Here is a 14,858-nt window from a genome sequence, read left to right as displayed (position 1 = left end):
TATGGCACGTAAACGTAAAGGTATTGCCTTAAATGGCATTATCGTTATTGATAAACCACAAGGCTTATCCTCCAACCAAGTATTACAACGCGTTAAACGTCTTTTTAATGCGCAAAAGGCTGGACACACGGGCAGTCTTGACCCAATGGCAACGGGTGTATTACCGCTTTGCTTTGGTCAAGCAACACGTATTTCGCAATATCTTTTAGATGCTGACAAGGCTTATCAAGCGACGATCCAGCTAGGCATTAGTACCGATAGCGGCGATGCTGAGGGGAATATTATTGAACAACATGAAGTCCCTGAAATCGCGCTTGAAAGCATTCATAAAGTATTAAGAGAATTTCGTGGTGAAATAAGTCAGATACCACCGATGTATTCAGCACTCAAACATCAAGGAAAACCCTTGTATAAATTGGCACGTCAAGGCGTTGAGATTGAACGCAAAGCACGTAATATTACAATTTACACACTTGAATTGATTAACTACAACCCTGAAAAACACACGATTGACATTGATGTACGCTGCTCTAAGGGTACCTATATCCGCACACTTGGGATGGATATTGCCAAAGCACTGGATTGTGCTGGGCATTTAATCAAATTAACACGCTCAGCATGTGGGTTATTAACAATGAATGATGCATTTTCACTTGAAATGCTTCGTTCACTAACGCTGGATTTATGCTATGAAAAGCTACTTAATCCTGAATATGCATTTACAGATACACCTATTTTTACTATACCTAATGACAAAGTGGACTTATTTTATCTGAAAGGAAAGATGCAACTAACCAATGATTTCACTGGCAGCGCCCGTATTTATGACCAAGATCGATTTGTCGCCCTTGGCCACTTTAGTGATGGCGAACTCGTGAAAAAACAACTTTTTTTACAAGGCATCATCGAAAATGAGCAAGAAATACACGATTGATAACGATCCAAACAAGGATTTAGAAGCACAAAAATATGATGACCCTATTCCAAGCAGGGAAGTCATTTTGACATATTTAAAAGATCTCAAGCAACCAACTGTTTTTGAGAAAATTGCTGATAACTTGGAACTAAAGCGCAGCAAACAACTTGATGCACTTGCCAATAGACTTGGTGCGATGGTACGTGATGAACAAATTGAGCAAGATGGGCAATATTTTAGACTTTTAAAGCAAAAGCGTCATATTATCACCGGCTATGTACGCATTGAGAACGATGGCAATGCGATCATTACTACCGAAGACAGGATGCATAGCGCTTTTTTACCACAACATCAAGCACGTCTAGTATTTAGTGGTGACAAAGTATGCGCAATGATCTTAGGCATTAATCGCAAAGATAAATTAGAAGCACGCATTGATAGTATTATTCAACGTAATACCATTGAAATTACTGGGCGCTATAGCCAACAGTTGGATAGCCACTTTATCCAACCAATTAGCAAAACCATGCCTAAATATATCGCCCTATTACCCCCTTCAGAAGAGCTTGAGCCTGATACGCTGATCAAAGCAAAATTAGTCATCTTCCCATCAACGGTTTGCTCAGCGGTCGCTCAATTTGTTGAAGTCATTGAAGAGCAATCACCTATCCTCACCGCAATCTCAGTTGCCAGTAAAAAGCATAATTTAATTGAACAATGGAGCAATAAAACAGCACGCTTACTGCGCAAACTTCCCTCTGAAGTGCTCGCTACTGAAATATCACCACGCATAGATCTACGTGATTTACCCTTTGTAACCATTGATGGTGAAGATGCCAAAGATTTTGATGATGCCGTTTACGCACGTAAAAGCTCAACAGGCGGTTGGAAGCTTTATGTTGCAATTGCTGATGTCTCGTATTACGTTCGCCCTGATTCTAGTCTTGATAAGGAAGCACAAGCACGATCAACCTCTGTTTACTTCCCAGGTTATGTCATTCCGATGTTGCCTGAAGAACTCTCTAATGAGCTTTGTTCATTAAAGCCCAAAGTGGATCGCTTAGCGCTAATCTGTGAGATGAATATTAGTGCCAATGCCAAGCTTTCACGCTATAGGTTTTATTCAGGTGTTATTAACTCTAAAGCACGTTTGACCTATACTGAGGTATCAAAACTGCTAAATAGTAAAGATAATAGCATCTATTACGAACAACCTGAGCTTATTCCACATTTATTTGATTTATATGACTTGTATAAAGTCTTAGCCAAGGCACGTAAACAACGAGGTGCCATTGATTTTGACACGGTTGAATCACAAATTATTTTAAATGAGCACCAGCATATCTCAGCGATTATTCCACGCCAGCGTAATGAGGCGCATAAGCTCATTGAAGAATGTATGCTTTTGGCAAATGTCGCCACAGCGCGCTTTATTGAAAAAAATAAAGCACACGCTCCTTTTCGCGTGCATGGTGCTCCACCTAGTGGCAAAGTTGATGATTTGAAAGCTTATTTACACTCGCTTGGCATCCACTTCAAACCAAGTAAATCTGGAGCAACTCCGGCTGATTACAGTCAGATGCTAAACTCAGTTAAAGATCGTGATGATTTTGCTAATATCCAATTAATGACATTAAAAAGCATGAATCAGGCATTTTACACACCAGATAATGATGGGCATTTTGGCTTAGCATATCCAGCTTACAGCCACTTTACTTCACCTATTCGCCGCTACCCTGATCTACTGACACATCGCACGATTAAATCAATTATTGGTGAGAAACACCTTGGTGCTTATCACTACACACATAGCCAATTAGATGAGCTTTGTGCCCATGCCTCCAGTCAAGAACGCAATGCCGACTCAGCCTCCAGTGATGTTGAGAAATGGTTAAAATGCCATTTCTTACACAACCGTATTGGTGAGCTATTTGATGCGAAAATCGTCCACATCACAGGCTTCGGCATGTATGTTGAGTTGATTGAAAACTATATTGAAGGATTAGTACATATCTCGTCAATGCATGGTGATTATTACGTCTTTGATGAAGTTCAGCACCGCTTAATCGGTCAACACACAAAAAAAGCCTTTGGCATTGGTCAAAAAATCCAAGTACAACTTGTACGTGTTAATTTAGATGAGATGCAGATTGATTTTGAATTAACGGTTAATGGCAAAGGACGCAGTGATCAAGAGCTTGCTGCAGGTCACACGCCAAAACGCCGTCGCGCACGCATCAAAGCATCAGCCTTAAAATCAACAGCACCAAAACGAACTCGTAAAACCACACGTAATAGCGCCGTTGAGCCAACAAAATTGGTCGATAGCAAACCTGCAAAGAATAAAAAGAAAAAATCTAGTAGCGCAAAACGCCCGCGTAAAAAGTCAAATGCAAAATCAAGTCAATCTGAATGAGAATAATTACAGTAAAAATGTATTTACTGCCCTGGTTTTGCAAAAATTATTGAATTATTTTGTTTTTTATTTAAGTTTAAATAATCATATAGATGTAATCGAAATATCCCTAAATACTCGTGCAGAGCAAAACTAATCAGCGTTAAATTATAAGGGGATGGCGTCCAACTTGCCTTTGTCTTAGATGTATCAGATATTGCTGGAATTGTTTTAATATTGAATTGATCAAAATAAAATAATGAACGATTCATGTGTAGTGAGCTTGTGACCAGCAAGTAGTTGCTATAAGGTAACTTTTTGGTGATGTCTTTTGTATATTCCGCATTTTGATAAGTATTAAGACTTTTAGATTCCAAAATTAAGTCATCTTTCTTAACACCCATATCCTCTAAAATTTTGGCATAAACTTGAGCCTCCGATACACCATACTTTCTGACATCGCCACCTGTAATAATGATTTTATACTGCACGCCTTTTTCATGAGCTATATGATATATACGATAGGCTTCTAGTATCCTGCTATATGCTAAAATTGTTGGTTGCACTACCGAGCCTTGCTTCTCTAACCCCGCACCAAGCAATATTAATGCATTATTTGACATTATTGTAGACTCTGTCACTGGCTTATATTTCTCAAGCCCCGATAGAAAATAACCTGAAACAATGCCAGTCGAGCTAAAGTATAAAATACAAAAGGGAGTCACCACCATAAATATCCTAAACACTTTTTGTTTAATAAACAGGGCAAGCAAAAGCATTAGCAAAACTAAAGTAAGTGGGCTAAGTACCACAACAATCAGTGAGTATAAGTTATCTATCAACCAAAACAAGTCTATCCTCCAGAGCATAAATTCATGCGAGGATTTTCCGTTTTTTTTTGCTAGAATATTCAAGCAGTTTGCTGTAACAAAAAGTAACAGACTAAGGGCGGTCATCATCCAAGCGTTGTGGCGGCAGTAGTGATTCGCGCTTTAAGCCAAATAATACTGCCAGTACACCAGCGACATAAATCGATGAATACGTACCAACGATCACACCCAAGATCAGTGCTAATGAGAACTCATGCAATGAAGGTCCACCAAAGAAGTACAACACAACTACGACCAATAGGGTTAACCCTGAGGTCATAATGGTGCGTGATAAGGTATCATTTACTGAACGATTAACCACTTCAATAACTGACGCCTTGCGCATCTTACGAAAATTTTCACGCACACGGTCATAAATAACTACCGTATCATTTAGTGAATAACCAATCACCGCCAGGACTGCTGCTAAAGTTGTTAAGGTAAACTCTAACTGGAATGCCGCAAAAACACCTAAAATAATAATCGGATCATGGATAAGCGCAATACCCGCACTTATCGCAAATTTCATCTCAAAACGAAAAGCGATATAACCCACGATACAGATCATCGCCACTAACAATGCCAGTAAGCCATTGGTTGCAAGCTCTTTACCGACCTGTGGACCAATGTAGTTTAAACTAACAACTTGTGCATCAGATCCTAGACTTTTTTCAACTTTTACTTTAAGCAATTGCTGTGCTGATTGGCCATCATGATTAATTACTGCCTGATTATTTTCATTCTTTTGAATTGGCAACTTAATCATTAAACTATCGCTAGAACCAAAAGTCGTTACTTGCGCGGTAGGAAAACCATCTCGTGCCAGTATTTTTGCCACCATTTGTGTTGATGGCGCTTTATTATAATTGACTTGAATTTGATAACCTCCAGTAAAATCCAAGCCCATGTTTAAGCCACGAACAATGAGAAATATAACAGACAAACCAATTAATACAATCGAAACAATCGCGGTCCATTTACGGATTCCCATAAAGTCGATATTGGTTTTACGTTTAAAAAACTCCATGCGACACCCCTATATTCCGATTGATAATTTTTTAAGATTACGACGTGAACCATAAATAAGATTCGTCATCGCACGTGAAACAGTTACTGCAGTAAACATCGATGTTAGAATACCGATAATTAATGTTACCGCAAAGCCCTTAACCGCACCCGTACCAATGGCAAAGAGGATAATTGCCACAATCAAGGTTGTAACGTTTGAATCGACAATCGTACCAAAGGCGCGCTCATAACCTGCCGAGATCGCACTTTGTACGGGCATGCCATTTCTAAGCTCTTCACGTATTCGCTCAAACACCAACACGTTACCATCAATCGACATACCTAAATTTAATACAATACCAGCAATACCAGGAAGCGTTAAGGTTGCCCCTGGAATAATTGACATAATGGCAATAATTAACACTAAGTTTAATATCAATGCAACATTTGCGATCATACCAAATAAGTGATAGTAAATCGCCATAAATAGCACAACAAGAATCAAAGCCACCACAATAGACCACATACCTTGCTCAATATTTTGCTTACCAAGAGTTGGGCCGATTTGTTGCTCTTGCGCAATATGCACAGGCACTTGCAACGCCCCTGAGCGAATCATCAACGCCAAGTTATTAGCTTCACGTTGAGCAAGACCTGTAATTTGGAAATTAGCACCTAATGCGCTTTGAATAGTTGCCGCATTGACAAGCTTTTCTGTTTTTTCAATTTTACTGACCTCTTTGCCATTGATCATTTCTTTTTTATAGGTTGTATTAACAAGCATTACCCCCATAAGATCACCAACGTGCTTAGCAGTAACTTCTCTAAAGTGACCCGCCGCATCTGAGCTTAATTGCACTGCAACGATCGGCTGCCCACTTTGATGATCAATGCCAGGAGATGCATTGACAATCGCACTACCACTAACCACTGGATTGCCATTAAGCTGATAGTAACCTGTTTGGCCATTTGTAATTAATGGGTATACTTTAATGCCCTGCTCTTCAACTTTCAAACGATCAGTTACTCGAGTAACAATATAGAAACTTGCCGTTGACGTGCCACCTAAGATCTGCTTGGCACGTGCGGCATCTTGCAACCCGGGTAGCTCAATAATTACACGCGAATCCCCAGAAGCAGCAACAGAAGCCTCGGCAACCCCTAGTGCATTAATACGATTACGCATTACCGTTACCACTTGTGAAATAGCTTCTTGCTTAATTTGTGCTAGCAATTGCGTGTTGAAGGTTACAAGAAGGGTTTTGTCTTTCAAAGCACTATAAACCAACTGATTATTTTGCGTCTTACTATAATCAGCTTTGATATAAGCAATCGCTTTATCTAGATCAGCTTTATTGGTAAAGGTCAAGGCAACATAGCCAGTACCACTATACGTCACAGGTACGGTAAGCACTTTGGTTATGCTGGACTTTTGTGATGCTTTTAATTGCGACTCAGGGGTGACACCCAGTTTTTTAATGCCTTGTGCCAAACTCTCTAAGGCATTGTCCAGACGCGCATTAATCGCAGATTGTGTATCTGCTTCAAGAACTAAATACATCCCACCACGCAAATCAAGACCCAAATTCATGGGTTCAGCACCTAATGCCAGCAACCAGTTTGGTGTGTTTGCTGCCATGTTAAGCGCGATAATATAATCATTACCTATTGTTTTTTGTAAAACTGTGCGTGCTGCAATCTGATCTTGTGCGTCTGCAAATCTGACTTGCACCACTGTGCTTGATTCTTGATGCAATGATTTATATGCAATCTTTTGCGCGTTTAATGTGTCTTTAATTTGCGTTACAAGTGTTGCGCTCACCGTACCATCTTTGGGAGATATTTGTAGTGATGGCGTTTCACCAAACAAATTGGGTAACGCATAAATAATCGACAAAATCGCAATGACCAAAATGGTAATATATTTCCACAAAGGATACTTATTAACCGCAGCTTTTTGTCTGGGATGAAGCATAATCCTAATACCTTAGTTTGAGTTGACTGTATAGCAATATATACCCATCATAAACCATTTCACAGAGTTTCTTGCTTTGCATTTTGCGTGATTTTGATAAGTTGAAGTTTAATGATAGTCCTAGCTATTATCTGCAACCCAGCTTGTCAAAATCTTCACAGAACTTGTTAGCAACTAAACACCACAAAAGGATGCACAATGGGTATAGTCAAAATTAACTGGTTTTAACAGCACCTTTTGGTAAAACACCAGAAACCGCACTTTTTTGCACCTTAATAATAACATTCTCTGCAATTTCAATCTCAGTATAGTTTTCACCAATTTTAGCAATCTTGCCAATAATGCCACCGTTTGTCATCACTTCATCACCTTTAGCCAATTCAGAGATCATTTTACGCTGCTCTTTACTACGTTTCATTTGCGGACGAATAAGTAAGAAATAAAAAATTGCAAAAAACGCAACCAACATCAAAATAGAGCTCATTGCTGAGCCACCAGCAGCGCCTTCAGCAAAAGCGCTTGATGTTAATAACAATAGCGATGACAATGCTACTAATAACTTATTCATTACTAAATCTCCTGTTGAGGTATATTATCACACCGACCGTAAAATAATTAACAAGCGGTATACTATTTAAAATCTCGGATAATGTACATGACAGGGGGTGTTTTGACAACTGTTGTCTGCTGCAAATCCATATACGAGGGAATTCATGTGTATATAAGAGCAATTCATGTAAGGGCAATTCATGTAAGGGCAATTCGTGTAAGGGCAATTCATGTAAGGGCAATTCATGTAAGGGCAATTCGTGTAAGGGCAATTCATGAATTGCCCCTACGACCTTTATACCAAATGATTGCAATAATACATCGCCCTTACAGGTTTTGAGGATGTAAAGAATCCAACTCCCATTGTAATGGATTATTGTCTATGTATTCATATATTCTCAGATAGTCATCCTCATCACGAACAACATGTTCATAATAATTGCGTTGCCACAATTTTTGCCCTGGCATACCTCGAACAAGATTGACTTGCTTTGATACTTGCATTTTGAATCGTCCAATAATTTTGGGTAGTAGCATATTACGTCGTTGCTTTATGGTCATCTGTAGGGGCAATTCATGTAGGGGCAATTCATGAATTGCCCCTACGGTATTGGTGATAACCACAACTCCATGGAAATGATTTGGCATGACAACAAATGCATCACATTTTACATTTGACCATATTGCTTCGATTTTTAACCACTCGCTACGAACAATGTCACCTAATTCATTCAATATCATTTTGCCATTGACGATGTCTCCAAATAAACACGCTCTATCTTGCGTGCAAGTTGTTACAAAATACATCCCTTCTTGAGAATAATCATACCCACTTAGACGGATTGAATGACGATTTTGCTCCCTGCTGCTCATATCCATTTCCAATTTGTATGTATTTTAAGAGAAATATATGTAAGAGCAATTCTTCATGTAAGGGCAATTCATGTAAGGGCAATTCATGAATTGCCCCTACGCCCTTTATATAAAATGATTGCAATAACACACATACGAAGGATTCCCATATGGATACGTAAGGACGATTCACGAATCGCCCTTTTACATATCATTATGACATCATGTTTTTCAAAACGGTCTGCAAAATGCCACCATTTTTCAAATAATCAACATCAACATCAGCATCTAGGCGTGCTAAGGCTTCAAAGATTGTTTTGTGGCCATTGGTGTGCACTGCTTCAACCACAACATTTTCACGTGGTTTAATATTATCCAAACCTTTAATATTAAAGGTTTCTGTACCATCCAAACCAAGTGATTTGGCACTTTGGCCATTGACATACTGCAAAGGTAATACCCCCATACCAACCAAGTTTGAACGATGAATACGCTCATAACTCTCAGCAATCACCGCTTTAACTCCTAGTAAAAAAGTTCCCTTAGCCGCCCAGTCGCGTGATGAACCTGTACCATACTCTTTACCAGCCAATACGATTAATGGTGTATTTGACGCTTTATATTTCATCGCCGCATCAAATACATACTCAATTGAACCGTCTGGATGGTATTTTGTAACCCCACCTTCTGTACCAGGTGCTAATAAATTGCGAATACGAATATTAGCAAACGTACCACGCATCATTACTTCATGATTACCACGGCGTGATCCATAAGAGTTAAAGTCTTTCTTCTCAACACCATGCGCCTTTAAATATTGTCCTGCTGGATACTCCTCTGGAATGGAACCCGCTGGAGAGATATGATCTGTTGTCACGGAGTCACCCAACATTAAAAGCGTACGTGCACCAATAATATCTAAAGAGCCGTTACCTGAATCTGCAAAGTTCTCAAAGAAGCTAGGACACTGAATATACGTTGATTTCTCATCAAATTTATATAGCTCGCCCGTAGGTACCGATAGTTTCTGCCAATCTTTTGTACCGTCTAAAATAGTGGCATAAGACTTCTGAAACATCTCCTTATTAATCACGCGAGATTGCAACTCAGCAATGTCATGTGAGCTTGGCCAAATATCTTTTAAGTAGACGTCTTGCCCATGCTGATCTTTACCAATTGGGTCATGCTCAGGGTCAAAATCAACCGTACCTGCAATTGCGTATGCCACCACATGAATCGGTGATGCCAAATAATTTGCTTTAACATCGGGGTTAATACGCCCTTCAAAATTGCGATTTCCTGAACTTACTGATGCAACGACTAAATCACCTTTGTTAATCGCATCAACAATCGGTTGGTCCAATGGACCAGAGTTACCTATACAGGTTGTACAACCATAACCAACAACATCAAACTTTAATTGCTCGAGATATTTCAACAATCCTGATTTCTCAAGATATTGTGTAACTACTTGTGAGCCAGGTGCCAATGATGTTTTAACGTAAGGTTTAACCGTTAAACCCTTTTCAACTGCTTTTTTTGCTAGTAATCCAGCACCTAACAACACCGATGGGTTGGATGTGTTTGTACATGAAGTAATCGCTGCAATCGCCACATCACCATGTTTCAACTTACAATCCATGCCTTCAACTTTAACCGCTGCTTTGACTTGTTCTTCGGTTAATCCAAAACCATGCAAACCTGTTTCATGCGTTAAGCACTTTTTAAAATTAGCCTTTAAATCATGCATTGCCACACGATCTTGTGGGCGCTTAGGTCCTGCTAATGTAGAATCTACGCTTGACATATCAAGCTCAATTACTGCAGTATATTCTGGTTCTTCTGCTGGATTATGGCGGAATAAATACTGCTCTTCATAGACTTTCTTGGCTAATTCAACATACTCACCACGGTTACTATTTTTAAAGAATGCCATGGTCACATCATCCACTGGGAAGAAACCCATGGTTGCACCGTACTCTGGTGACATGTTCGCAATCGTTGCTCTATCTGGAAGGGGTAAGTATTTTAAGCCTTCACCAAAATACTCAACAAACTTACCAACCACGCCATGCTTACGAAGGAGCTCCGTAATTGTTAATACCAAATCAGTTGCCGTAACACCCTCACGTAACTTACCAGTTAATTTGACACCAACAACATCCGGCAACACCATGTAATAGGGCTGACCAAGCATAACCGCTTCGGCTTCAATACCACCAACACCCCAGCCCATCACACCAATTCCATTGATCATTGTCGTATGTGAATCAGTACCGACAAGTGTATCAGGATAAGCAACTTTCTCGCCATGTTGGTCTTTAACCAAAATACCTTTTGCTAAATATTCTAAGTTCACCTGATGAATAATCCCCATTCCAGGCGGTACAACAACGAAATCATCAAATGCTTTTTGCCCCCACTTTAACAGTGAATAGCGCTCGCCGTTTCGTTCAAACTCTTTGGCAACATTTTTCTCAAGTGCATCTTTCGTACCGTAATAATCAACCTGTACAGAATGATCAATAACCATTGCTGTATCAACTAATGGATTAATCTTTTGTGGGTCCCCTCCTGCATCTTTAATCGCTTGGCGCATAGCAGCCAAATCAACAACTGCAGGGACTCCGGTAAAATCCTGCATTACAACGCGTGCTGGCATGTGTGGAATCTCAGGACGAACCTGAGCTTTTGCATCCCAATTAAGCACATTTTCAACATCAGAAATTTTGACCTTATAATCATCAATATTACGTAATTGGTTCTCAAGCAATACACGAATAGAGTACGGCAAACGTGTAATATCTTTGCCAGTTTCAGCTGCTAATTTTTGTAAGCTGTAGGCGGTATATTGATGCGTTTTTGCATCAATCAAAACCTTCGTTGAACGTTTTAAATCCGTCATGAGGATAGCTCCTTCTTTACTGTTTTTCTGTCTATTGAGGCTTATTTCGGCGCTCATCTTAGCCCAATTAACTGCTTTTGTACAGCGTGATGCAAGCTTGATACAACAATCACTCAACGTGGAAATAAGTCTGAAGTAATACTTCCTGATAAGTGCAAAACCAAGGGCAGTGTACTAACCTTTCAAATACGACTAAGGACTTCCAATCACGAAATGCAAAGAGCATAGAGTCATGCCCCAAAGCATGCCTTGAACAAGTTTCACACTAGAACTAAGTTTTGTAATTTTGTCATAATATCCCCATAAATGCATATGTTTAGCTATATTTAACTCTATATAAACTGTTAAAGCAGCTAATAAGTGAGAACAATAATGCAAACAGCAACCAAACAGTACCATAGACTGCTCAAAAAAGTGCTAAAGCCAGAGTACCTTGTATCATTTCTCACAATTATCATGCTTTTTCGTCTTAGCCAGCATTTAACAGAACAAAAAGACAAATTAAGTACCATTGACCTCACAGATTACTACTATATTTATGCCAGTATTACCTTAGCAATTTTAAGCTTATTTCTCATCTTTGTAATTGCATATTATTTTTACTTCAAGCTTACACGCTTTATTCGCGAAACACGCAAGGTGATCTTAGGCTATAGCGATTATGAAAAAACGCTCAAGCATGGTTATTTCTTCAAACAGCATCTTAAGTTAAATCAATTAGTTAAAGATGTATTAAGGCGACAAAAAAGTGATATGCTTACAATGCTGCACGATCTACGAACACCTTACACACGCCTATCATTTAAACTTGAACTTGATTACACGGATGCTTATAACGCCGTTAAAGATGATATTAAAGAGATTAAAATCATTACAGGGCACTCATTAGCCAAACTCAAGGAAAATCAACTTCTAACTGAGAAAAAAGAGCCGATTGAAATAAGAGGTTTTATCGAACAATTATTTGTGGATTATAAGCGTATGCTTACTCAAGATAGCAAACAACTCACTTTAAACTTAGCACTTAATATCGATCAAAAAACCTATGTAATGATCAAACCTTTTAAGTTAAAGCGCGTATTATATAACCTCCTTAACAATGCCATTGAGTATGCTAATGCCAATATCTATTTATCAGCTGACATTGTTGATAAACAAGTTCGCATTGCCATAGCAGATGACGGCATCATACAGCAAAATTTAGATCTCAAGGTAATGAAACAGCTTTTTTGGCACCACTCGAAAAATGGGCACGGCATTGGACTTTATTCAGTAGCTAAAATACTTGCTGAACATCAATCTGAATTGCAATTCACTACAACTGATCACTGTAAAAGCTTTTATTTTGAACTTAAACCTATTTGAAATATCTCTCAAACTCCACTATAACTTAAAGCATCGCAATAACATGGATCGACAACAAATGGAACGTATTTTAATTGTTGAAGACGACGATTCGTTAGCGCAAATGATCAGTCGCTATCTTGAACGCATGAATTATGAAGTGATCATCAAAACAACGTCGCTTGATACATTAGCCGCCGTTGAAGAAACTGCTTTTGACTGCTTGTTACTTGATATTAATCTTGGCAGTGACAATGGTATCCAACTTTGCCAAAAAATACGCCAAGTGTACGATATGCCGATTATCATGATTTCAGCGATTAGTGATACCACACAAAAATCTTATTCATTAAAGATTGGTGCGGACGATTATGTCACTAAACCCTTTTCACTAGAGGAACTTGAGGCACGCATTAGTGCAAATATTCGTCGCTATAATCAAATGCGTAAGATTGATCAGGCACCTGACACTTTGAGCTCCTACGATTTAGAGGGCTGGCACTTTTATCCTGAGCAATATTTACTTGAACATAAAAACGGTGAGAAGATTTATATTAAGAAAGTCAAAACGCAAATACTATTAATGCTTTTGCAACACGACGGGGTTGTCGAAAAAAAACTTATCCATAAAAAATGCTACGATGAGCCATTTGATAGCTTTGACCGACGTATTGATGTACATATATCACAACTAAGAAAAATTCTGGGCAAAGAAATGATTGAAACCATACACTCCATAGGTTTTGCGCTAAAGTATTAGGAAGTTATGATGAACGACGCTCATTTTTCGCGACGCAATTTTTTGATCTATCTTTTATTGATTGCCGTGTATTTTATTAACTTAAGCCTCATCGATGATAAATATGCAATCACCATACAATTGGATAATTTTTTTAATCGCACTGAAGGTATTTTGTTTACATTACCCTGGATTATTCTACTACCTAGCATTTATGGGTTTATGCGCCAAAATGCACAAATAATGCAAAATATCATGCTTTTTTCTGGCCTTATTTCCATGCTATTTTATGCTGTTGCTTATAAATATATTCCACATCATAGTGTTTTATATCTGGCTATGCTTTTTAATGGGGGATTAGTTTTTGCCTTACCACTTGCCATGATTAATACACTGCAACAGATACACTACGCATTCTTTTTTGTTATCTATTTCATCATTTGTGATTTTCTCTTATTATATGTCGACATGCATATTTTTATCCTATATGTGACCGCTCCTGCTTTAGTGATTATCCTAGCAATCAACATGCTCTCTAGTCATTGGCAAAATAAAAAATGCCGACCAATCACCGTGATGGCTTATTTATTTTTAGCCGATCACAAGGCATCAATCATTTTCTTAAACTACACAATCATCTTAATGATCACTACATTGCTATCAATCTTCGTCTCAATTTTGTCACATCTGGAATGGGTACAAGCCCTGATTTATCTGATTAGCTGTATCATTATTTACTTTTTGTTGTATCGCAAGCTTGCTATTAAACCGAATATATTACTTATCATAATGTTACTAATCAGCGCTTACTATGAATATTTCTTTATTGCATCTGTGGTAAATTACTTAATGCTTACGATTGATTTATCTAAGCAGATTATTCGCAAACGCGAAATTCTCATTTTTGCAACCTTTGTCTTCTACTTGGTTGTTATCTATAACACCTTGCTCGCCAATGTGCTTTTGGCAGTTTTTGCATAGCGATGTACAGGTAACAAAATACTTAATAATTATCATAAAGTTGGTGTTTACGCACGATGATAAGGATTACATCCTATATCTACCACAAAGTGATTACAATAAGTATAAGTCTCGAACGCATTTTACATTTATTTTACATCCTCACAGCAAAATCTTTATAAATACCTTCGTATAGTACCAAGCAAAACAAGCTATATGAATATCTATGGATAAGACATACAGCAATTAGTAGTAATAACAAGCTAAATAAGCAAGTTCGACGTAAGGGACTTAAAACGCATATTAATTAAATAAGGTAGATAGTACATGAAAAAAACATATCTTA

General features: G+C 38.4%; 11 protein-coding genes. 5 read left to right on the top strand and 6 right to left on the bottom strand.

The window, feature by feature from the left end; translation table 11 throughout:
• Position 1: 1 nt before the first annotated feature.
• Positions 2–934, top strand: coding sequence for a tRNA pseudouridine(55) synthase TruB (truB, locus tag DNK85_RS08995; RefSeq protein WP_119329243.1), 933 nt, complete (start codon positions 2–4; stop codon positions 932–934).
• Positions 912–3,332 (top strand): ribonuclease R, encoded by a 2,421-nt coding sequence (gene rnr / locus DNK85_RS08990; protein WP_119329242.1) that lies wholly within the window; start codon positions 912–914, stop codon positions 3,330–3,332. Before truB ends, rnr begins: the two co-directional genes overlap by 23 nt.
• Positions 3,333–3,355: 23 nt before the next feature.
• On the opposite strand, the gene DNK85_RS08985 is transcribed toward rnr, so the two are convergent.
• The 6 genes from DNK85_RS08985 to acnA all read right to left on the bottom strand — a co-directional run bounded on the left by DNK85_RS08985 (position 3,356) and on the right by acnA (position 11,469).
• Complete coding sequence (locus DNK85_RS08985; protein WP_162896641.1) at positions 3,356–4,036, bottom strand: YdcF family protein; 681 nt, start codon at positions 4,034–4,036, stop codon at positions 3,356–3,358.
• A 217-nt stretch (positions 4,037–4,253) separates the two neighbouring features.
• On the bottom strand, positions 4,254–5,207 hold the full coding sequence (secF, locus tag DNK85_RS08980) for a protein translocase subunit SecF (protein WP_119329240.1): 954 nt from the start codon (positions 5,205–5,207) through the stop codon (positions 4,254–4,256).
• A 9-nt stretch (positions 5,208–5,216) separates the two neighbouring features.
• Positions 5,217–7,163 carry a protein translocase subunit SecD gene (gene secD / locus DNK85_RS08975; protein WP_119329239.1) on the bottom strand — a complete coding sequence of 649 codons (1,947 nt, stop codon included), beginning with the start codon at positions 7,161–7,163 and terminating at the stop codon, positions 5,217–5,219.
• 214 nt (positions 7,164–7,377) lie between these two features.
• On the bottom strand, positions 7,378–7,731 hold the full coding sequence (gene yajC, locus DNK85_RS08970) for a preprotein translocase subunit YajC (RefSeq protein ID WP_119329238.1): 354 nt from the start codon (positions 7,729–7,731) through the stop codon (positions 7,378–7,380).
• Positions 7,732–8,039: 308 nt separating this feature from the next.
• Positions 8,040–8,585, bottom strand: coding sequence for a transposase (locus DNK85_RS08965; RefSeq protein ID WP_208123161.1), 546 nt, complete (start codon positions 8,583–8,585; stop codon positions 8,040–8,042).
• Between the two features lie 193 nt (positions 8,586–8,778).
• Positions 8,779–11,469, bottom strand: coding sequence for an aconitate hydratase AcnA (acnA, locus tag DNK85_RS08960; RefSeq protein ID WP_119329236.1), 2,691 nt, complete (start codon positions 11,467–11,469; stop codon positions 8,779–8,781).
• A 360-nt stretch (positions 11,470–11,829) separates the two neighbouring features.
• Here acnA and DNK85_RS08955 point away from each other — a divergent pair, with 360 nt between their 5' ends.
• The 3 genes from DNK85_RS08955 to DNK85_RS08945 are packed head-to-tail and all read left to right on the top strand — an operon-like array spanning position 11,830 to position 14,533.
• Positions 11,830–12,834 (top strand): sensor histidine kinase, encoded by a 1,005-nt coding sequence (locus tag DNK85_RS08955; RefSeq protein ID WP_162896640.1) that lies wholly within the window; start codon positions 11,830–11,832, stop codon positions 12,832–12,834.
• Between the two features lie 43 nt (positions 12,835–12,877).
• The gene (locus DNK85_RS08950; protein ID WP_119329234.1) at positions 12,878–13,573 is read left to right on the top strand and encodes a response regulator transcription factor; all 696 of its coding nucleotides are present in this window, start codon (positions 12,878–12,880) and stop codon (positions 13,571–13,573) included.
• A gap of 9 nt (positions 13,574–13,582) precedes the next feature.
• Positions 13,583–14,533: a hypothetical protein gene (locus DNK85_RS08945; protein WP_119329233.1), complete on the top strand. Its 951-nt coding sequence runs from the start codon at positions 13,583–13,585 to the stop codon at positions 14,531–14,533.
• Positions 14,534–14,858 lie beyond the last annotated feature (325 nt).

Origin of the sequence: Cysteiniphilum halobium, assembly GCF_003574425.1 — a bacterium.
GTDB lineage: Bacteria > Pseudomonadota > Gammaproteobacteria > Francisellales > Francisellaceae > Caedibacter > Caedibacter halobius.
This window is presented reverse-complemented; position numbering and strand designations above follow the sequence as displayed.

Excerpts from the sequence above, each read along its gene's own strand:
- DNK85_RS08965 (WP_208123161.1), bottom strand. The coding sequence starts at position 8,585 with ATGAGCAGCAGGGAGCAAAATCGTCATTCAATCCGTCTAAGTGGGTAT.
- DNK85_RS08950 (WP_119329234.1), top strand. The coding sequence starts at position 12,878 with ATGGATCGACAACAAATGGAACGTATTTTAATTGTTGAAGACGACGAT.
- yajC (WP_119329238.1), bottom strand. The coding sequence starts at position 7,731 with ATGAATAAGTTATTAGTAGCATTGTCATCGCTATTGTTATTAACATCA.
- acnA (WP_119329236.1), bottom strand. The coding sequence starts at position 11,469 with ATGACGGATTTAAAACGTTCAACGAAGGTTTTGATTGATGCAAAAACG.
- DNK85_RS08945 (WP_119329233.1), top strand. The coding sequence starts at position 13,583 with ATGAACGACGCTCATTTTTCGCGACGCAATTTTTTGATCTATCTTTTA.
- truB (WP_119329243.1), top strand. The coding sequence starts at position 2 with ATGGCACGTAAACGTAAAGGTATTGCCTTAAATGGCATTATCGTTATT.
- rnr (WP_119329242.1), top strand. The coding sequence starts at position 912 with ATGAGCAAGAAATACACGATTGATAACGATCCAAACAAGGATTTAGAA.
- secF (WP_119329240.1), bottom strand. The coding sequence starts at position 5,207 with ATGGAGTTTTTTAAACGTAAAACCAATATCGACTTTATGGGAATCCGT.
- secD (WP_119329239.1), bottom strand. The coding sequence starts at position 7,163 with ATGCTTCATCCCAGACAAAAAGCTGCGGTTAATAAGTATCCTTTGTGG.